General features: G+C 61.7%; 12 protein-coding genes and 1 pseudogene. 5 read left to right on the top strand and 8 right to left on the bottom strand.

What is annotated here, in order from left to right; all coding sequences use genetic code 11:
• Positions 1-33 precede the first annotated feature (33 nt).
• Entirely contained in the window at positions 34-780 is a 747-nt protein-coding gene (locus QMK55_RS28270) for an SDR family oxidoreductase (RefSeq protein WP_102355103.1), read from the top strand.
• 117 nt (positions 781-897) lie between these two features.
• Here the strand turns inward: QMK55_RS28270 and mapR are convergent, their stop codons facing one another.
• The 3 genes from mapR to QMK55_RS28255 all read right to left on the bottom strand — a co-directional run bounded on the left by mapR (position 898) and on the right by QMK55_RS28255 (position 4,456).
• Positions 898-2,307 carry a GntR family transcriptional regulator MpaR gene (mapR, locus tag QMK55_RS28265; RefSeq protein ID WP_102355104.1) on the bottom strand — a complete coding sequence of 470 codons (1,410 nt, stop codon included), beginning with the start codon at positions 2,305-2,307 and terminating at the stop codon, positions 898-900.
• 274 nt (positions 2,308-2,581) lie between these two features.
• Positions 2,582-4,012 carry a cytochrome c oxidase accessory protein CcoG gene (gene ccoG / locus QMK55_RS28260; protein ID WP_320328300.1) on the bottom strand — a complete coding sequence of 477 codons (1,431 nt, stop codon included), beginning with the start codon at positions 4,010-4,012 and terminating at the stop codon, positions 2,582-2,584.
• 195 nt (positions 4,013-4,207) lie between these two features.
• Positions 4,208-4,456 (bottom strand): DUF3203 family protein, encoded by a 249-nt coding sequence (locus QMK55_RS28255; RefSeq protein ID WP_320328299.1) that lies wholly within the window; start codon positions 4,454-4,456, stop codon positions 4,208-4,210.
• Between the two features lie 121 nt (positions 4,457-4,577).
• Here QMK55_RS28255 and QMK55_RS28250 point away from each other — a divergent pair, with 121 nt between their 5' ends.
• Positions 4,578-5,090 carry an MgtC/SapB family protein gene (locus QMK55_RS28250; protein ID WP_320328298.1) on the top strand — a complete coding sequence of 171 codons (513 nt, stop codon included), beginning with the start codon at positions 4,578-4,580 and terminating at the stop codon, positions 5,088-5,090.
• Between the two features lie 24 nt (positions 5,091-5,114).
• On the opposite strand, the gene QMK55_RS28245 is transcribed toward QMK55_RS28250, so the two are convergent.
• Positions 5,115-5,273 (bottom strand): hypothetical protein, encoded by a 159-nt coding sequence (locus QMK55_RS28245; protein WP_178082101.1) that lies wholly within the window; start codon positions 5,271-5,273, stop codon positions 5,115-5,117.
• A 217-nt stretch (positions 5,274-5,490) separates the two neighbouring features.
• Here QMK55_RS28245 and QMK55_RS28240 point away from each other — a divergent pair, with 217 nt between their 5' ends.
• From QMK55_RS28240 to glgB, 3 genes are all read left to right on the top strand, one after another.
• A complete protein-coding gene (locus tag QMK55_RS28240) occupies positions 5,491-7,488 on the top strand; it encodes an alpha-1,4-glucan--maltose-1-phosphate maltosyltransferase (protein ID WP_102355107.1) in 1,998 nt (665 codons plus the stop codon).
• A 147-nt stretch (positions 7,489-7,635) separates the two neighbouring features.
• Positions 7,636-10,977: a maltose alpha-D-glucosyltransferase gene (gene treS / locus QMK55_RS28235; protein WP_320328297.1), complete on the top strand. Its 3,342-nt coding sequence runs from the start codon at positions 7,636-7,638 to the stop codon at positions 10,975-10,977.
• 2 nt (positions 10,978-10,979) lie between these two features.
• Positions 10,980-13,211 carry a 1,4-alpha-glucan branching protein GlgB gene (gene glgB / locus QMK55_RS28230; RefSeq protein WP_320328296.1) on the top strand — a complete coding sequence of 744 codons (2,232 nt, stop codon included), beginning with the start codon at positions 10,980-10,982 and terminating at the stop codon, positions 13,209-13,211.
• A gap of 120 nt (positions 13,212-13,331) precedes the next feature.
• Here glgB and QMK55_RS28225 read toward each other — a convergent pair whose 3' ends face one another.
• The 4 genes and pseudogenes from QMK55_RS28225 to QMK55_RS28210 all read right to left on the bottom strand — a co-directional run bounded on the left by QMK55_RS28225 (position 13,332) and on the right by QMK55_RS28210 (position 19,229).
• Entirely contained in the window at positions 13,332-14,402 is a 1,071-nt protein-coding gene (locus tag QMK55_RS28225) for an autotransporter outer membrane beta-barrel domain-containing protein (RefSeq protein WP_320328295.1), read from the bottom strand.
• A gap of 323 nt (positions 14,403-14,725) precedes the next feature.
• A pseudogene (locus tag QMK55_RS28220) lies at positions 14,726-17,280 on the bottom strand (autotransporter outer membrane beta-barrel domain-containing protein).
• A gap of 194 nt (positions 17,281-17,474) precedes the next feature.
• Positions 17,475-18,257, bottom strand: a complete 783-nt coding sequence (locus QMK55_RS28215) for an endonuclease/exonuclease/phosphatase family protein (RefSeq protein ID WP_320328294.1) — start codon at positions 18,255-18,257, stop codon at positions 17,475-17,477.
• A gap of 213 nt (positions 18,258-18,470) precedes the next feature.
• The gene (locus tag QMK55_RS28210) at positions 18,471-19,229 is read right to left on the bottom strand and encodes a PIG-L deacetylase family protein (RefSeq protein WP_102355111.1); all 759 of its coding nucleotides are present in this window, start codon (positions 19,227-19,229) and stop codon (positions 18,471-18,473) included.
• Positions 19,230-19,375: the final 146 nt, after the last annotated feature.

The following is a 19,375-nucleotide window of genomic DNA, read 5'->3' as shown; positions in this document are numbered from 1 at the left end:
ACTGTTACGTGTGCATTTGGGGGAAGGGCCAGCATGGATAAAGTCATTGTGATCACCGGTGGCGGGCGCGGAATCGGCGCCGCTACGGCGTTGTTGGCTGCCGAGCAGGGCTATCGGATCTGCATCAACTATCAGTCGGATGAACAGGCCGCGCAAAGTGTGCTGGAGCAAGTACGGGCGCTGGGCGCGCAAGCCATTGCCGTGCGCGCCGATGTCAGCATCGAAGACGAAGTGATCGCGCTGTTTCAGCGGGTCGACACCGAATTGGGGCGGGTCACTGCACTGGTGAACAACGCCGGCACCGTAGGGCACAAGTCGCGTGTCGATGAAATGTCCGAATTTCGCATCCTCAAAATCATGAAAACCAACGTATTGGCGCCGATCCTCTGTGCCAAGCATGCGATCCTGCGCATGTCGCCCAAGCACGGCGGGCAGGGCGGCAGTATCGTCAACGTGTCGTCGGTGGCGTCACGCCTGGGCTCACCGAATGAGTACGTCGATTACGCGGCGTCCAAAGGTGCGCTCGACACCTTCACCATCGGTCTGTCCAAGGAAGTGGCGGGCGAGGGGATTCGCGTCAACGCGGTGCGTCCGGGCTACATCTACACCGATTTCCATGCATTGAGCGGCGATCCGGATCGGGTCAGCAAGCTGGAGTCGGCGATCCCGATGGCCCGGGGCGGACGGCCGGACGAGGTGGCGGAGGCGATTGTCTGGTTGCTGTCGGACAAGGCTTCGTATGCGACGGGGACGTTTGTCGATCTGGGTGGTGGTCGTTAATTCAACGGCGTCTGGTAAGGCCTCATCGCGAGCAGGCTCACTCCTACAGGGTGAACGCATTTCAAATGTAGGAGTGAGCCTGCTCGCGATAGCTATAGTCCGCACAACACAGAGCTGTCAGAACGACCGCACAATCCGCCCCAACGTCTCCATCGCCTTTTCCGAGTCCTCGGTCCACGGGCTGCCGTAATTCAAGCGAATGCAGTTCCGAAAGCGTTGGGTCGGCGAGAAGATCGGCCCCGGCGCAATGCTGATCCCCTGCGCCAATGCCATCTGAAACAACTTCAATGAGTCCATCTGCGGTGGCAGTTCCAGCCACAGAAAGTAGCCGCCCGCCGGCTGGCTGACCCGGGTTTGCGCCGGGAAGTAGCGGGCGATCGCTGCGAGCATCGCGCTCTGCTGTTCTTCCAGGGCGTAGCGCAGTTTGCGCAGGTGGCGATCGTAGCCGCCGTGTTGCAGGTAGTCGGCGATGGCTGCTTGTGCCGGCATCGAGGCGCACAGCGAGGTCATCAGTTTCAGTCGTTCGATTTTCTGCGCGTAGCGCCCGGCGGCGACCCAGCCGATGCGGTAGCCGGGGGCCAGGCTCTTGGCGAACGAGCCGCAGTGCATCACCAGCCCTTCGGTGTCGAAGGCCTTGGCCGGTTTCGGCGCCTGCTGGCCGTAATACAGCTCGGCGTAAACGTCGTCCTCGATCAGCGGCACCTGATGCCGACGCAGCAGTTCGACCAGTTCCTGTTTCTTCGCCTCGGGCATGGTTGCGCCCATCGGGTTCTGGAAACTGGTCATGCACCAGCAGGCCTTGATCGGATGGCGTTCCAGGGTCTGCGCGAGGACGCCGAGGTCGATGCCATCTCGCGGGTGCACGGGGATTTCCACGGCTTTGAGTTTCAAGCGCTCCAGCACTTGCAGGCTGGCGTAGAACGCCGGGGCTTCGATGGCCACCAGATCACCCGGTTCGGTCACTGCTTGCAGGCACAGGTTCAGCGCTTCGAGGGCACCGTTGGTGATCAGCAGTTCTTCCATCGGCAGCATCAGCCCGCCGACCATGTAGCGCAGGGCGATTTGCCGGCGCAGTTGCGGGTTGCCCGGTGACATGTCGGTGACCACCATGCGCGGGTCCATCTCGCGCGCCGCACTGGCCAGTGAGCGCGACAGGCGCTGCAGCGGGAACAGGGTCGGGCTGGGGAACGCCGAGCCGAAGGGTACGGTGCTCGGGTCCTTGATCGATTCGAGGACCGAGAACACCAGTTCGCTGACGTCGACTTCGGTGGAATCGCTGACGTGGCTGCTGATCACCGGCTCCGAAAACGGACTCGGCGCGTGGGTGTTGACGAAGTAGCCGGAGCGCGGCCGGGCGCGGATCAGGCCACGACGTTCCAGCAGGTAATAGGCTTGGAACACCGTGGAAGGGCTGACCCCGTAAGTCTGGCTGGCGTAGCGCACCGACGGCACCCGCTGCCCGGGGCCGAGGACGCCGGAGCGGATCAGTTCAGCGATGTCGTCGGCGAATTTTTCGTAGCGTTTCATCGAGTACCTTGGTGCTGGTGTTATTGAGGTGTGTCAGGGAGGAAGCCCTCACCCTAGCCCTCTCCCAGAGGGAGAGGGGACTGATTGGGGGATGCTTGCGGCATACACCGACCTGAAATTGGTTTGCTGAATCCATAATCGACTCGGTCGGAAAGTGCTTCGCCGAATCCATAATCGACTCGGTCTGTCAGGTCGATGTATAGCGATAGACACCTCGGTCGGCCCCCTCTACCCCTGGGAGAGGGCTGGGGTGAGGGGGGACGATTCTAAGGGATCAACGATTCATCGGCGCAACAAACCTGCTCTTCGCCACGCTATAAACCTCAGGCTCATCGCTGTCGGCGATCTTGAAGCTCAAGGTCTGCGAACTGCTGCTCGGGCGTTCCGTGGTCATCGCCACCGACACCGGCACATCGACAATTTCACCCGGGGCGAGGCTCAGTTCGGTCTTGCCCTGCAACTGGAAGCCGTCGCCATCCACCAGGCTCAGGTTGTAGTCCTGCCGCTGTTGGGTCTTGTTGATGACCTTGAGGGTGTAGATGTTCTCGATCTGGCCCTGACCGTTCTCGCGGAACAGTCCACGGTCCTTGGTCACGTCCAGCGAGACCATCGGCCGTTCGACCAGTGCCAGCGCCAGAGCGCCGATCATCACCAGTAGCACCGCAACGTAACCGATCAGCCGTGGCCGCAGCAGATGGGTCTTGCCGCCCTGCAATTCGTGCTCGGAACTGTAGCGGATCAGGCCGCGCGGGTAGTTCATTTTGTCCATGATCGAGTCACAGGCGTCGATGCACGCGGCGCAGCCAATACATTCCATCTGCAGGCCGTCACGGATGTCGATGCCGGTCGGGCAGACCTGCACGCACAACTGGCAGTCGATGCAATCGCCCAGTCCCGCTTCGGCAGGTTTCACCTCACGTTTGCGCGGGCCACGGTTTTCGCCACGGGCCACGTCGTAGGAAATCGCCAGAGTGTCCTTGTCGAACATCACGCTCTGAAACCGCGCATACGGGCACATGTGCATGCAGACCGCCTCGCGCAGCCAACCGGCGTTGATGTAGGTGGCAGCGGTGAAGAACAGCACCCAGAACAGGCTGACCCCGCCGATCTGCAGGGTGAACAGCTCTTCAGCCAGCGGCCGGATCGGGGTGAAGTAGCCGACGAAGGTCAGCCCGGTCATCACGCTGATCGTCAGCCACAAGGTGTGCTTGGCCGCACGCCGGGCCAGTTTGTTCAGGCCCCAGGGCGCCGCTTGCAGCTTGATCCGCTGGTTGCGCTCGCCTTCAGTGATTTTCTCGCACCACATGAAGATCCACGTCCACGAACTCTGCGGGCAGGTGTAGCCGCACCAGACCCGGCCGGCGAACACGGTGATGGCGAAGAGCCCGAACGCGGCAATGATCAGCAGCGCCGAGAGCAGGATGAAATCCTGTGGCCAGAAGGTCGCGCCGAAGATGTGGAATTTGCTTTCGGCAAGGTCCCACAACACCGCCTGACGGCCGCCCCAGTTCAGCCACACGGTGCCGAAAAACAGCAAAAACAGAAACCCCGCGCCGCTCATCCGCAGGGTGCGGAACAGGCCGGTGAAACTGCGCGTGTGGATGTGATTGTCGGTGGAGCCGGCCTTCGCCTTCATTGGGCGACCAGGCACACTTTTTATGGTTGGCGTTGCTTCTACGGTTCGGACGGGAATTTGTTCGCTCATGGTCATTCGCTCATCAGCCTCCATCAGGCGAATGAACTATGAGCGCCGATCTGTTTGCATAACAGACTCAGGTATTTGAATAAAAAGCGGATCAGATGTGCTTTTGCAGCGTCCCTGCGACAACTTGAAGCAGCCCGCCGATAAAGGCGCAAAGGCCTATCGCAGACGTTTGCGCCGGGTGTTGATCAGGGTCAGTCAAATCACCGAATCACTCTCGTCGGTCTTCAGGTGTTTACGGCCGTCCTTGGCGCCCGCGACAGTCAATGCATCGGCCTCCACTTCGGTGACGTAAACGCGCCGGCCTTCTATTTCCACGAACGACATGGCTTTTTCGCTATCGGTCCTGACTTCCAGGGTGTCGCAAATGCGAATTTCCTCGCCATTTTCGACGGTGAAAAAACACACTTTTGATTCGGGATTGGATTCATCGACTCGAAGGGGCATGAGGCAGTCCTTTTTCAGGGGTATCTAAAAGGTTAGGGCGCTGCGCGGGGGGATCGTTCGACGCAACCGATTAATGGTCGGCGCTGTCCATCGACTAACCACGTATAAGAAGGAGGGAGCGATGGACGCCTGGTGGCATGAAGTGTGGGCAACGCTGCAAGCGGAGTTCGCCGACGTCGGCGACGCCTCGCAACTGACGCGCATCACCGTGCGCCTGCTGATGGCGGCGGTGCTGGGCGGAATATTGGGGTTCGAGCGCGAGCACAAGGGCAAGGCTGCCGGGGTACGCACGCACATGCTGGTGGCGCTCGGTGCGGCGCTGTTTGTGCTGGTGCCGCAGACCTCGGGGGCCGAATCCGATGCGATGAGCCGGGTGTTGCAGGGGGTGATTGCCGGGATCGGTTTTCTCGGCGCCGGGACGATCCTGAAGAATCAGCAAGGTGATGAAGGCCATGTCAAAGGCCTGACCACGGCAGCGGGGCTGTGGATGACGGCCGCCATTGGCGTGGCGGCCGGGTTGGGTAAAGAGGCGACTGCGCTGCTCAGCACCTTTCTGGCACTGGCGATCTTCAGCGTGATGCCGCACATCGTGAAGCTCTTTGAAAAAGACCAGCAGCACAATGATCACCTCTGACTGAGCGTCGCTCAGGCGGTGGAGTCAGACGATCACCGGCGGCATCGTGGTCGGCGGTTCTTCCTTCGCCGGCGGCGTGGTGCCAGGCGGCTCCTGCTCGGGAATCGGTTGTGGTTCGGTCTCGGGCAGGGTGGGTTTGTCGATGTTCGGATCAGGCGTTTGCGCCGGGATCGGGATGTTCATCTGTAGACCTCCGTGTGGCACATGGCGTGAGACGTGCTTAAGTGGATTGACCACCTCGTGGCGAATTCGATCCGCTTATTTATCCAGGCAAATCCCTGTGAACTTTTCCCCGCGCGCGTCGCTCGGAACCTAAGTGAGTTCATGTCGGGGCCGGTGCCTCTTTGTGAACACCGATCCGGCACAAGAGCGTCCTTGGGGCGTTAAGGAGAGATGCTCAATGACTGCTGAAAAACCTTCAGAGCAGAGCTACAACCCGCACATGCCGCTGTCGCAGGCGTTGCTGCTGCCGCGCATCGTGATCGAAAGCACCATGCCGACCCTCGACGGCGGGCAGTTCGCCGCCAAGTCGATTGCCGGGCGTGACGTGGTCGTCACCAGCAAAGTGTTTGCCGACGGGCACGACAAGCTCGCGGTGCGCATCCGCTGGCACGAGGAAGGCACTGAGACCTGGCAGAGCGAGGTCATGAACGATCTGGGCAACAACAGCTGGGAAGGGCGCTTTCGTCCTGAGCATCAGGGGCGCTTTGTGTATTGCGTCGAAGCGTGGATCGATCACTTCGCCAGTTTCCAGTACGAACTGGAGAAAAAACACCACGCTGCGGTCCCGGTCTCACTGGAGCTGCAGGAAGGCCGGAGCATGGTGCAACTGGCCGCCGAACGTAGCGAAGGCCAGCTCAGCGAACAACTTGCGGCGCTGCACCATGACCTGTCCGGCCTGCTCGAAACCGAGCAGGTGGCGCTGTTTCTGCACCCGCGCAGTGCGCAATTGATGGCGCAGGCCGATCACCGCGCCTACCTGAGCCTGAGCGCCGAGTTTCCGATGGACGTCGAACGTGAACTGGCTGAATTCGCCAGTTGGTACGAGCTGTTTCCGCGCTCGATCACCGACGATCACAACCGTCACGGCACCTTCAACGACGTACACGCGCGTTTGCCGATGATTCAGGACATGGGCTTCGACGTGCTGTATTTCACCCCGATCCACCCGATCGGCCGCGCCCACCGCAAGGGTCGCAACAACTCCCTGACCGCCGGGCCGGATGATCCGGGCAGCCCCTACGCCATCGGCAGCGAGGAGGGCGGCCACGAGGCGATTCACTCGCAACTAGGGACCCGCGAAGACTTCCGCCGGCTGGTGGCCGCTGCCGCCGAGCATGGCCTGGAAATCGCCCTCGATTTCGCCATCCAGTGCTCCCAGGATCACCCGTGGCTCAAACAGCACCCGGGCTGGTTCAACTGGCGCCCGGACGGCACGATCAAATACGCGGAGAACCCGCCGAAGAAATATCAGGACATCGTCAACGTCGACTTTTATGCGCCGGAGGCGATCCCCAGTCTGTGGGTCGAGCTGCGCGACATCGTGGTTGGCTGGGTTGCCGAAGGCGTGAAGATCTTCCGTGTCGACAATCCGCACACCAAACCGCTGCCGTTCTGGCAATGGTTGATCGCCGATGTGCGCGCACTGCACCCGGAGGTGATCTTCCTCGCGGAAGCCTTCACCACCCCGGCGATGATGGCGCGCCTGGGCAAGGTCGGTTACACCCAGAGCTACACCTATTTCACCTGGCGTAACACCAAGTCGGAGCTGGCGACCTATTTCACCGAACTCAATGAGTCGCCGTGGCGCGAGTGCTACCGGCCGAACTTCTTCGTCAACACGCCGGACATCAACCCGGCGTTCCTGCATGAGTCGGGGCGTCCGGGTTTTCTGATCCGCGCGGCGCTGGCGACCATGGGGTCGGGCCTCTGGGGAATGTATTCGGGGTACGAACTGTGCGAGGCGGCCCCCGTGCCGGGCAAGGAGGAATACCTTGATTCGGAGAAATACGAAATCCGTGTCCGCGACTTCAATGCGCCGGGCAACATCATTGCCGAAATCGCCCAGCTCAACCGCATCCGCCGACAGAACCCGGCGCTGCACACGCATCTGGGCCTGAAGGTCTACAACGCCTGGAACGACAACATTCTGTATTTCGGCAAGCGCAGCTTCGACGGCAGCAACTTCATCCTGGTGGCGGTGAGCCTCGACCCGCACCACGTGCAGGAGGCGAATTTCGAGCTGCCGCTATGGGAGATGGGCTTGCCGGACGACGCGACGACCCACGGTGAGGATTTGATGAATGGGCATCGTTGGGACTGGCATGGCAAGTACCAGTTCATGCGCATTGACCCGGCGTATCAGCCGTTCGGGATCTGGCGAATCACCGCTACGTAATGATCGTTCCCACGCTCTGCGTGGGAATGCATCCCGGGACGCTCCGCGTCCCAGAAACGGACGCAGAGCGTCCATGGCGGCATTCCCACGCAGAGCGGGGGAACGATCATCGTGGGGCGCTTTTAAAGCATTCAGCAGGAGTTTCACATGGCGAAGAAACCCAAAGCAGCCACCTTCATCAAAGACCCGCTCTGGTACAAGGACGCGGTGATCTATCAAGTACACGTCAAATCCTTTTTCGACTCCAACAACGACGGGATCGGCGACTTTCCCGGCCTGATCGCCAAACTCGACTACATCGCCGAACTCGGCGTCAACACCATCTGGCTGCTGCCGTTCTACCCCTCGCCACGTCGCGACGACGGTTACGACATCGCCGAATACCGTGGCGTGCACAGCGACTACGGGACCATGGCCGACGCCAAGCGCTTTATCGCCGAGGCGCACAAGCGCGGCTTGCGGGTGATCACCGAGCTGGTCATCAACCACACCTCCGACCAGCACCCGTGGTTCCAACGCGCGCGCAAGGCCAAACCAGGCTCGGCGGCGCGGGACTTTTATGTGTGGTCGGATGACGATCAAAAATACGACGGCACGCGGATCATCTTCCTCGACACCGAAAAGTCCAACTGGACCTGGGATCCGGTCGCCGGCCAGTACTTCTGGCACCGTTTCTATTCGCACCAGCCCGACCTGAATTTCGACAACCCGCAGGTGATGAAAGCGGTGCTGTCGGTGATGCGCTACTGGCTGGACATGGGCATTGACGGCCTGCGTCTCGACGCCATTCCATACCTGATCGAACGCGACGGCACCAACAATGAAAACCTGCCGGAGACCCACGACGTCCTCAAGCAGATCCGTGCCGAGATCGACGCCAATTACCCCGACCGTATGCTACTGGCCGAGGCCAACCAATGGCCGGAAGACACCCAGTTGTACTTCGGCGACACCGATGCGGCGGGTGTCAATGGTGACGAATGCCACATGGCGTTTCACTTCCCGCTGATGCCGCGCATGTACATGGCGCTGGCCCAGGAAGATCGCTTCCCGATCACCGATATTCTGCGTCAAACCCCCGAGATTCCTGCCAACTGCCAGTGGGCAATCTTCCTGCGCAACCACGATGAGTTGACGCTGGAGATGGTCACCGACAAGGAGCGCGATTACCTGTGGAATTACTACGCCGCTGACCGTCGCGCGCGGATCAACCTCGGCATTCGCCGGCGTCTGGCGCCGTTGATGGAGCGTGATCGCCGCCGCGTCGAACTGCTCAATAGCCTGCTGTTGTCGATGCCGGGCACGCCGACCTTGTATTACGGCGATGAAATCGGCATGGGCGACAACATCTATCTTGGCGACCGCGACGGCGTGCGGACCCCGATGCAATGGTCGATCGACCGCAACGGTGGTTTCTCCCGCGCCGACCCGGCAAGCCTGGTGCTGCCGCCGATCATGGACCCGCAATACGGCTACCTGTCGGTGAACGTCGAAACCCAGGCTGGCGACCCGCATTCGCTGCTCAACTGGACGCGACGCATGCTCGCCGTGCGCAAGCAGTCCAAGGCCTTCGGGCGCGGTACGCTGAAGATGCTCTCGCCGAGCAACCGGCGGATTCTGGCATACACCCGGGAATTCACCGACGCCGACGGCAAGCACGAAATCATCCTCTGCGTGGCCAACGTATCGCGCAGCGCGCAGGCGGCGGAACTCGATCTGTCGGCGTACGTCGGCATGGTTCCGGTGGAGATGCTCGGCGGTAATGCGTTCCCGCCGATCGGCCAGTTGAATTTCCTCCTGACCTTGGCGCCCTACGGTTTCTACTGGTTCGCCCTGGCAGCGGAAAACCAGATGCCGAGCTGGCACGTGGAACCGGCGCAGAGCCTGCCGGACTTCACCACGCTGGTGCTGAAAAAACGCATGGAAGAACTGCTCGAAGCGCCGACCCGCAACACCCTGGAGCAGGGCATTCTGCCGAGCTGGTTGCAGAACCGCCGCTGGTTCGCCGGCAAGGACGCGGCCATCGAGCGGGCGCATCTGGCTTACGGCGTGCGCTTCGGCGATGCGCAGCATCCAGTGCTGCTCAGCGAAATCGAAGTCACCAGCGCCGGACAGACCAGCCGCTATCAACTGCCGTTCGGTTTCATCGCGGAAGATCAGGTTGGCCCCGCACTGCCGCAGCAACTGGCATTGTCCCGGGTACGGCGTGGGCGTCAGGTCGGGCTGATCACCGATGCGTTCAGCCTCGAAGCGTTCATTCGCGCGGTGCTGCAAGGCATGCAGAACAACACGGTGCTGAATTGCGAAGAGGGCGAGATTCGTTTCGCACCGACTGCGCAGCTGGAAAAACTCGGCCTCGGCGCCGAGTCGGAAGTGCGTTATCTGTCCGCCGAGCAATCGAACAGTTCGGTGGTGATCGGCAACAGCCTGGTGCTGAAGCTGATACGTAAAGTCGCTTCTGGCGTACACCCGGAACTGGAGATGAGCGCTTACCTGACCGAGGCCGGATTTGCCAATATCTCTCCGCTGCTTGGCTCGGTGATTCGCCGCGACGCCAAGGGCGAAGACAATCTGCTGATGATCGCCCAGGGTTATCTGAGCAATCAGGGCGACGCCTGGGAATGGACGCAGAACAACCTCGAACGGGCGTTGCGAGATGAACTGGCTGACGCCATGTCCGAGCAGGAGCAGCATTACAACGCCCTCGGTGAACTCAAGGATTTTGCCGGCATGCTCGGCCAGCGTCTGGGCGAGATGCACCAGGTGCTGGCGGCGCCGAGCGACAACCCGGATTTCGCCCCGCAAAGCACCAGTGCCAAGGACGCCTTGGCCACTGGCAAGGACGTTGCGGCGCAGGTCGAGCATGCGTTGAAGTTGCTCAAACAGCATCAGGGGCATTTGGGTGCGGCGGATCAAAAACGGGTGACGCGCCTGCTCGACAACAAAAAGATCATCCTCGGTCACGTGCAGGAATTGGCGAAACAAACGGTCGGCGGGTTGCGTATTCGCGTCCACGGCGATCTGCATCTGGGCCAGGTGCTGGTGATCAAGGGCGATGCCTACCTGATCGATTTCGAGGGTGAGCCGGCACGGCCGCTGCACGAGCGTCGTGGCAAACACAGCCCGTACAAGGACGTCAGCGGGGTGCTGCGCTCCTTCGATTACGCCGCAGCTATGACCATCAACGTGCACAACGTCGATCACAGTCCTGAGTCCGAAGCAGCGCGGCATCGGGTGGCCGAGCGCTATTTGCGTGAGGCCCGAGAGGCATTTGTGCAGGCATATCGCCGCGCGGCAGCTAGTCTTGATCATGCCTGGCAGGATCCTGCGGGTGCCGACGCTGCGCTTGCGCTGTTCGGCCTGGAGAAGGCGGCCTATGAAGTGGCCTATGAAGCCGAAAATCGCCCCACGTGGCTGCCCGTGCCGTTGCACGGTTTGTATGGGTTATTGACGGGGCTTAAACCCTTTTCCGATCTTGGTGGAGAGTAGTCATGAGTTTCTCGAACAAGGAACAGGGTCACGCCAAAGAGGCATTGTTGCCGGTGGCGCAGGACATCGACGCCCTGGTGCGCGCCGAACATCACGACCCGTTTTCCATTCTCGGTCCGCACGGCGATGGTGCCGGCGGGCAATTCATCCGGGCTTATCTGCCCGGGGCGTTGAAAGTTGAAGTATTGGACAGGGACAGCGGCGAAGAGCGCGGCGAACTCACGGCCACCGAAACCCCGGGGCTGTTTGTCGGGCACTTTGCCCAGGCGCGGCCGTATCTGTTGCGCACCCGCTGGTCCGGTGGCGAGCAGGTGGCGGAAGATCCCTACAGCTTCGGCCAGTTGCTCGGGGAAATGGATTTGTATCTGTTCGCCGAAGGCAACCACCGCGACCTGAGCGGTTGCCTCGGCGCACAACTGACAAGCGTTGATGGCGTGGAGGGCGTGCGCTTTGCCGTATGGGCGCCGAATGCCCGCCGGGTGTCGGTGGTCGGTGACTTCAACGTGTGGGACGGGCGCCGCCATCCGATGCGTTTGCGGCATCCGTCCGGGGTCTGGGAGTTGTTCATTCCGCGCCTGCAGGCGGGTGAGTTGTACAAGTACGAAATTCTCGGTGCCCACGGCATTCTGCCGCTGAAGGCCGACCCGATGGCCCTGGCCACCAGCCTGCCACCGGACACCGCCTCGAAAGTCGCCGCGCCGCTGCAGATCAACTGGCAGGATCAGGACTGGATGAGCGGCCGTCGCGAGCGGCAACAGCATTCGCAGCCGCTGTCGATCTACGAATTGCATGCCGGATCGTGGCAGTGCGAACTGGACGATCTGGGCGAAGTAGCCCGCCAGTACACCTGGCCGGAGCTGGCCGAGCGGCTGATTCCTTACGTCAAGGAACTGGGCTTCACCCACATCGAACTGATGCCGATCATGGAACACCCGTTCGGTGGTTCGTGGGGTTATCAGTTGCTCTCGCAATTCGCCCCGAGTGCGCGTTACGGCACGCCGGAGCAGTTCGGCGAATTCGTCAACACCTGTCACCAGGCCGGTATCGGCGTGATTCTCGACTGGGTGCCGGCGCATTTCCCCACCGATACCCATGGCCTGGCGCAGTTCGACGGCACGGCGCTGTACGAATACGGCAACCCGCTGGAAGGCTTCCATCAGGACTGGGACACACTGATCTACAACCTCGGGCGCACCGAAGTGCACGGCTACATGCTGGCGTCGGCGCTGCACTGGTTGAAGCATTTTCACGTCGATGGCCTGCGGGTCGACGCGGTGGCCTCGATGCTTTATCGCGATTATTCGCGCAAGGCCGGCGAATGGGTGCCGAACCGCCACGGCGGCCGGGAAAATCTGGAAGCCATCGATTTCCTCCGGCACTTGAATGACGTGGTCGAACTGGAAGCGCCGGGCGCGCTGGTGATTGCCGAAGAGTCCACCGCATGGCCGGGCGTCAGCCAGAGCACCCAGCAGGGCGGCCTCGGTTTTGCCTACAAATGGAACATGGGCTGGATGCACGACTCGCTGCACTACATCCAGCAGGACCCGGTGTACCGCGCGCATCATCACAACGAGCTGAGCTTTGGTCTGGTCTACGCCTGGTCCGAGCGCTTCATCCTGCCGATTTCCCACGACGAAGTGGTGCACGGCAAGCACTCGCTGATCGACAAAATGCCCGGCGATCGCTGGCAGAAGTTCGCCAACCTGCGCGCCTATCTGAGCTTCATGTGGACCCACCCGGGCAAGAAGCTGTTGTTCATGGGTTGCGAGTTCGGCCAGTGGCGCGAGTGGAATCACGATCAGCAACTCGACTGGTATCTGCTGCAGTATTCCGAGCACAAAGGCGTGCAGAAACTGGTCGGCGACCTCAATCGCCTGTACCGCGACGAACCGGCGCTGCACGATCAGGACGACGCGCCGCAGGGATTCCAGTGGCTGATCGGCGATGATGCGATCAACAGCGTGTATGCATGGCTGCGCTGGAGCAAGGACGGCAAACCGGTGCTGGTGGTGGCCAACTTCACCCCTGTGCCACGTCAGTCCTACCGTGTTGGCGTGCCGTTCGCCGGGCGCTGGACCGAGCTGCTCAACAGTGATGCCGACACCTATGCCGGGTCCAATTATGGCAATGGCGGTGGCGCGTTCACCGACGAGGTGGCGAGCCATGGGCAGTCGCTGTCGCTGGAGTTGAATCTGCCGCCGTTGGCGGTGTTGATTCTCAAGCCTGAGGGCTGATCCAGGACCGAGGCGCTGCCTTTGCGAGCAGGCTCTCCTACAGGGGAATGCATTTCAAATGTAGGAGTGAGCCTGCTCGCGATGGCGTCAGCTCAGACGCCATCGCTCCTCAAACCGGGTTCACCAGCGCATCCGCACCCCAAGGCTGCCAATCAGCCCGTTCAAATCATTGTCATCGACATCACTGCTGTAATCGGCACTGACATACAGGCTGACGGCAGGCGTCACCCGCGCCACCAATCCCAACCCTAATTCGACCGTCGACGATTTGCGGCTGCTGCTGATTTTATCGACCTGGTCCAGGGTCACCGTGTTGCCGGTGTAGACCGTGTGCCACACGTTGGTCCGCACGTAGGGCTCCAGCGGCAGGCCGTTCAAATCGTAACTGCCTTTCATACGAGCGCCGACGCGGCCGCTCCATGCCGACAGATCCGTCGATGAAGCATTGCCGGAGCCCGCGTACGGCGTGTCGAGGGTGATGCGTTGATTGATCAATTGCGCCTGGGGTTCGACCACCCAGTTCTCACTCAGGCCGATCGGGTAGCCGCCTTCGATCGAGAGGGTCATCGCGCTGCCCTCGGTGGCCTGACGCGCGCCTTGTTCATTGCGGCTGAAACCACTGACCCGGCCGCCGCTGGCCGACAAGTCGACATGCCAGCCCTTGTCGCCGGTCAGGCTGTAATAGGCGCCGAGGCTCTGGCCTTGCAGGTTCAGGGTGTCGGTGGTCGGGTCGGCGAGGGCGCGGCTGCTGATCAGGCCGCCGCTGTTGGCCTGGATCTGGTTGCGCCCGCCAATCAGGCCGATGGTCTGGGTATGGCCGCCGGCGCTTTGCACCGTGAGTACCGCCGGGCCTTTGAGTTCGCCGCTGCCGGGGGCGGCAAAGCCTGGCGAGAGCACGTCGGTTTGCGCCAGGCGGGCGCTTTGCCCATACAACCGGTCCCAGCTGGCCGGCGCCAGATCTTCGGTGATCAGGTTGGCGCCCTGCAGGTCGGGGCGTGGGCTCAGGCGTTGCAGGTCGGGTGTAATGACGGTCGCCGGCAGGGTCAGGACGGGCACATCCTGGCGATACCAGGGGGTGGTTTCATCCGCTGCGGGGCCGGCCTGCGCCTCCATGGATGAGCACAGCAGGATCGAACTCGACACTGTGCAGAACGTCACTTTGATCTCTTGTGGGGTGAATGAGCTTTTCATGGAGGTCTACCTTGCAAGCGCATGCGGGATCTCTTTTCTGGCGTCTCTCCTACCCCGAACGAGGGGCGACCGAATGGAGCGGGGCGAACCGTGGCCGCTCGATTTCGCGAGTGCCGGAAGGGTCGCCCCGGATAGTGATTCCGGGGGTAGTAAGCTAGAGATAAGAAGAGTGCGGCGGTTGCGTCAAGAAATTGCACGATGAGCGGTATGGCTAAATCAGGTGCTGCAAGCGTTTGTTTTTTTGCATATATCTAAGTGGTTGTTTGCAGGGGTAAACAGCGCGAAAACCGCGCTGTAGAGGGTTTAGGTAGCCAGCTATCGGTTTACCAACTGATGCGAACACCGAGATTTGCGGCCAGGCCACGCAGGTCATTGCTGTCAATATTGCTACTGTAGTCGGTGCTGGCGTAGACGCTCACGGCGCGGTCGAGGGACAGCACGACGCCGAGACCGACATCTGCAGTCGAGGACTTCTGTTCGCTGTCGATGGTATCGGTGTCGTCGAACGTCACTGAGTCGGTACCGGAAAAGGTGTGCCACAGGTTGGCCCGCAGATAAGGCTCCAACGGCAGTCCGTTGACCTGATAACGGCCCATGAGTCGTGCACCGAGGCGACCGGTCCAGGCGCCGTCGGAGTCGAACGACACCCGGGAGATGCCATCATCCTGGCTGTCGAGGGAGAGTGTCTGGTGGATCACTTGCACTTGCGGCTCGATCACCCAGGTCTCGTTGAGGGCGAACGGGTAGGCGGCCTCGGCGGAGAGCGTCAGGGCATGGCCGCGATTGTCCAGTTTCAGCCCGCGGTCGGAGCGGTTGTCGCCGTCGAAACGCGTGCCCATCGCCACGATATCGATGTACCAGCCGTAGGGATCGGTCAGCGTCCAGTACAGGCCATAGCTGTCGCCCTCGAGCTTGATCTTGCCCGCACTGTTGTGTTCAAAGCCTTCGTTAAAGCCATCGACATCACCCTGAATCCGGTTGTGGCCGACCAACAGGCCGATGCGTTGGGTCTGACCGCCGGAGGTTTGCCAGCTGTACAAATCGTTGCCGACTTGAAAACCATTGAGTGAACCGTTCAAGTGCGGCGTGACGGTGCCGGCCCAGGTCTGGTCGAGGTTCTTGCCGTAGACCCGGCCCCAACCGGCACCGAAGGCACCTGTTTCGCTGAGCAGGCGTTGATCGCCCTGACGATCATGAAACGTGCCGAGCGCGCTGAGGGCCAGTTGGGCGGCGGCGGGTGGCAGCACCGACCAGTTCGGCACCTCAGGACGATAGATCGGGATCGGCGCGGCGCCTGCCACGGCGGCAGGCAACACCGGCAGTACCGGCAAATCAGGGCTGGCGATGGGCGGTGCCGGTGCGCCTGGCGCGAGAGCCACTGGAGTAATCTGCGCGACAACTGGCGGCGCGACTACCGGCACCAGAGTCGGCGGCAGCGTCGGATCCGGGTTGGGCACGCTGACCACTTGCGGTGCGACGACGGCGGAGCGCAGGTACCAGCTGTTTTCGGTCCCGGCGGTGACGCCGCCCTTGAACAGGTAGTAATCGTAAGCGCCGACAGACACCGGACCGCTGAAGCTGAAGGCGTTGTTGGTGCTGACCGTGGAACCTTGGGCCTGCACCACTTGAATGCCGTTTTCCTGGGTCAGCCCACCGATCCCGCCGAGGTTGGTGACGGAGATGACAGTGGCACCGCTCAGGTTGCCATTGTTGACCACCAGTTTGTCGCTTGGCGCGCCATCGGCGCCTAGCTCGCTTTGCAGCAACAATTGCCCGCCGTTGCCGACGTAGTTGCCGTTTACCGTCAGCGTGTCATCGGTGCGGCTGTTGTTGCGCGTCAGGTCGATGACCCCGGCGTTGTTGAGCGTCACCGCTTGTCCGGCGACGGCAGGTGACACGGCGCCTTGAGTGGAGAACACGCTGCTGCCGGCATCCACATTCAACACGCCAGTGCCGCTGGTGGCATCGCCGAGCAGCAAGGTGCCGGAGCCCAGATCCAGTTGCGAGGCGTTGTTCAGGTTCACCGTCTCCCAATTGCTGAAGCGCCCGGGCAACGCGGTGCGAGCGTTGTCGAAAGTCAGCACATCGTTGCCGGTGCCGCCATCCACGCTCGGTGTCAGGGCGAGAAGGCTGTCATCCAGATTGCGCAGTGTCGCGCTGTCGTTGCCGTCGCCCATCAGGATTGCTGAACGGATGATCCCTCCGCCGTCCCACAGCAAGGTGTCGTTACCGACGCTGGCGCGGATCTCGCCGACGATTTCACCGCCGGTGACGGTGATGCTGTCATTGCCGCCGCTGACGCTGATGTTGCCGCCGATGCGCCCGCCGGAAACGGTAATGGTGTCGGTGCCGAAGCCGGTCACCAGATTGCCGAGGATCTGCCCGCCGGACAGATCGAAGATGTTGTTGTCGAGTTTCATGTCGACGCGGCCGATGGTGCCGCCGGTCATGCGCGCAACGTCGCCGTCCTCGAAAGCACCGACGATGGTGCCACCGGTCATCAGGAAGGTATCGCGGCCGTCGCCCTGTGCCAGCGAGCCGATGGAACCGGCGCTCATGACGAAGTCGTCGACGCCGGCGCCCTGACTGACCGCGCCGGTAATCACGCCAGATTGCATGTTCACCCGGTCGGCGCCGGCGCCGAAGGTTACGCTGCCATTGATCTGGCCAGTGCTATTGGTGGGGAAGGTCAGGCTGTTGTTGCCCGCAAGATCTGTCAGCGAACCGCTGGTGCCGCTGTCACAGGTGAGGCATCGTTGCCGGGGCCCGCTACCAGTGAACAGGCGGCAGAGGCGGGTGGGCTGTTGAGCAACAGGAGCGAGGCAGGCAGCAGCAAAGCCTGCGGCAGCGCCCGCAGGTGTCTGGTGTAATGCTTCATGGCGATTCCCTACGGCCAGATTCGGGGAAATCATCCTTGAGCGAGCCTTGGACCTGCCTCCCGATGTAACTGAGGCAATACGTGAGATCCATGCTCTAACGAATTGAATACGCTGATCTTTGAGCTGCTTTAGGTGTAGAAGGTTTTGCCCGCCGAGCAAACATGACTGACCAACGGTCATGTCAGAACTGCGCTTACAGATGCACTTCAACCGCCAGCGGCAAGTGGTCCGACAGGTGCGTCCAGGGCTTGTTGCCAAGGATTTGCGGGTCGTGGCTGCTGGCGTTGCGCAGGTAGACACGGTCCAGGCGCAGCAACGGGAAACGTGCCGGATAGGTCTTGGCCGGACGACCGTGGTGGCGCTCGAAGGCTTCGTGCAAGTCTTCGCGGCGGGCGAGGGTCAGGTTGCCCTGCAATTGCCAGTCGTTGAAGTCACCGGCAATGATCACCGGTGCGCCGTCGGGCAGCGATTCGAGCAATTGGCAGAGCAGTTGCAACTGCAATTGGCGGTGGCTTTCCAGCAGACTCAAGTGCACGCAGATCGCGTGCACCTCGGCGTGCCCCGGCACGTCCAGCACACAGTGCAATAACCCCCGACGCTCGGGCCCGGTGATCGACACGTCGAGGTTGCGGTATTCGCGGATCGGGTACTTCGACAGCAGAGCATTGCCGTGGTGGCCATCGGGATAGACCGCATTGCGCCCGTAGGCAAAGTCGCTCCACATGCTGTCGGCGAGAAATTCGTACTGCGAGGTTTGCGGCCATTCGTTGTAGCGATTGGAATGTCGCTCGTGTTCGCCCACCACTTCCTGCAGAAACACCAGATCGGCCGAGGTGCTGCGCACCGCTTCGCGCAACTCCGGCAGGATGAAGCGCCGATTGAGGGCGGTAAAGCCCTTGTGGGTATTGACCGTCAGCACACGCAGACGCTGGATGGCGGGGGCGTCGACGGCGTGACGCTTGGGATCGCTGGACACGTTCACTCCTCTGAAAAACGGCTTCCTTCTCATGCGACTGGTCTGTGCGCGGGCAGTTCCTTCCAGATGCCTCAGGCCGGAATACAAATCACCAGAGCCGCCGGGAAACCTGTGGGAGCGAGCTTGCTCGCGAATGCGCTGTGTCAGTCAGCACTTTAAGTGCCTGACACTGCCTCTTCGCGAGCAAGCCCGCTCCCACAGGGGATGGGTATCTCAGATGAAGACGATTTCGTAGGGCAAGCGCATCCGCTCCAGGATCACCCGCGGCAGCAGGGGCGCAATGCCGATGGCCGGTTCGCCCTTGAGCTGGCTGGCGTAGGCATGGGTGGCGTGGCTTTTGCGCGCCACGGTCCAGGTATCGAGCCTCAATTTACGCGCACGTTCCCAAGGGATCAGGTGCTGATCGCGTTCCGGCCAGTGCCAGGCCCAGACCGGCACGTCATGGAAGGTTGCCCCGACTTGTGCCGCTGCTTTGGCACTGGCATTTCCCACCGCTTCGTGGTCGTCACTGCCATCGTTGTTCCAGGTGCTGAAGACCACGTCACCAGGGCGCAGGTAGCGGGCAATGAAGTGGGTGAGGTCTGCCTCGCGCTCAAGCAGCGCGTTGTCGGTGAACCCGCCGCGTACCCATTTCAGGCTGTGCATCGGCAGTCCGAGGCGGCGCAGGGCCTCGACGCTTTCCTGCGGGCGAAATACGCTCAGGCGTTTTTCCGACCATTGCCGCGAGCCGGGGTGGCTGGCGCTGCCATCGGTGATCGAGAGTAATTGCAGGGGGTGGCCGAGGCTGGAAAGCAGTTGCAGGAGGCCGCCGCAGGTCACCACTTCATCGCCTGGGTGCGGGGCGACCACCACCGCTCGGGCACCGGGGGGTACCAGACTGTGGGTATTGATGACGGGAATGTTGTCCAGTTGCGGGGCGCCGTTCCATATCTGCGCCGGCAGCGGATTGTCGCTGAGGGATAACGGTTTCATGGGTGCTACGTCCTTGTCGTGTCTGGCCCTCAGTCGTACAGACGCCGTGGAAAAACAGGCGTGCGCGACCCGTGAAGGCGGATGGATTGCCGTGCGACGCTCCGAACCCTGGATTGCCGCGCAGCAGAGTATTGCTCAAGACTGCC

It is taken from the genome of Pseudomonas sp. P8_229 (genome assembly GCF_034008635.1).
Classification (GTDB): domain Bacteria; phylum Pseudomonadota; class Gammaproteobacteria; order Pseudomonadales; family Pseudomonadaceae; genus Aquipseudomonas.
The sequence above is the reverse complement of the archived record's forward strand: the minus strand, read 5'-3'. Positions and strand labels throughout refer to the sequence as shown.

Excerpts from the sequence above, each read along its gene's own strand:
- QMK55_RS28250 (WP_320328298.1), top strand. The coding sequence starts at position 4,578 with ATGGACGCCTGGTGGCATGAAGTGTGGGCAACGCTGCAAGCGGAGTTC.
- QMK55_RS28255 (WP_320328299.1), bottom strand. The coding sequence starts at position 4,456 with ATGCCCCTTCGAGTCGATGAATCCAATCCCGAATCAAAAGTGTGTTTT.
- QMK55_RS28270 (WP_102355103.1), top strand. The coding sequence starts at position 34 with ATGGATAAAGTCATTGTGATCACCGGTGGCGGGCGCGGAATCGGCGCC.
- treS (WP_320328297.1), top strand. The coding sequence starts at position 7,636 with ATGGCGAAGAAACCCAAAGCAGCCACCTTCATCAAAGACCCGCTCTGG.
- QMK55_RS28240 (WP_102355107.1), top strand. The coding sequence starts at position 5,491 with ATGACTGCTGAAAAACCTTCAGAGCAGAGCTACAACCCGCACATGCCG.
- mapR (WP_102355104.1), bottom strand. The coding sequence starts at position 2,307 with ATGAAACGCTACGAAAAATTCGCCGACGACATCGCTGAACTGATCCGC.
- QMK55_RS28225 (WP_320328295.1), bottom strand. The coding sequence starts at position 14,402 with ATGAAAAGCTCATTCACCCCACAAGAGATCAAAGTGACGTTCTGCACA.
- glgB (WP_320328296.1), top strand. The coding sequence starts at position 10,980 with ATGAGTTTCTCGAACAAGGAACAGGGTCACGCCAAAGAGGCATTGTTG.
- QMK55_RS28210 (WP_102355111.1), bottom strand. The coding sequence starts at position 19,229 with ATGAAACCGTTATCCCTCAGCGACAATCCGCTGCCGGCGCAGATATGG.
- QMK55_RS28245 (WP_178082101.1), bottom strand. The coding sequence starts at position 5,273 with ATGAACATCCCGATCCCGGCGCAAACGCCTGATCCGAACATCGACAAA.
- ccoG (WP_320328300.1), bottom strand. The coding sequence starts at position 4,012 with ATGAGCGAACAAATTCCCGTCCGAACCGTAGAAGCAACGCCAACCATA.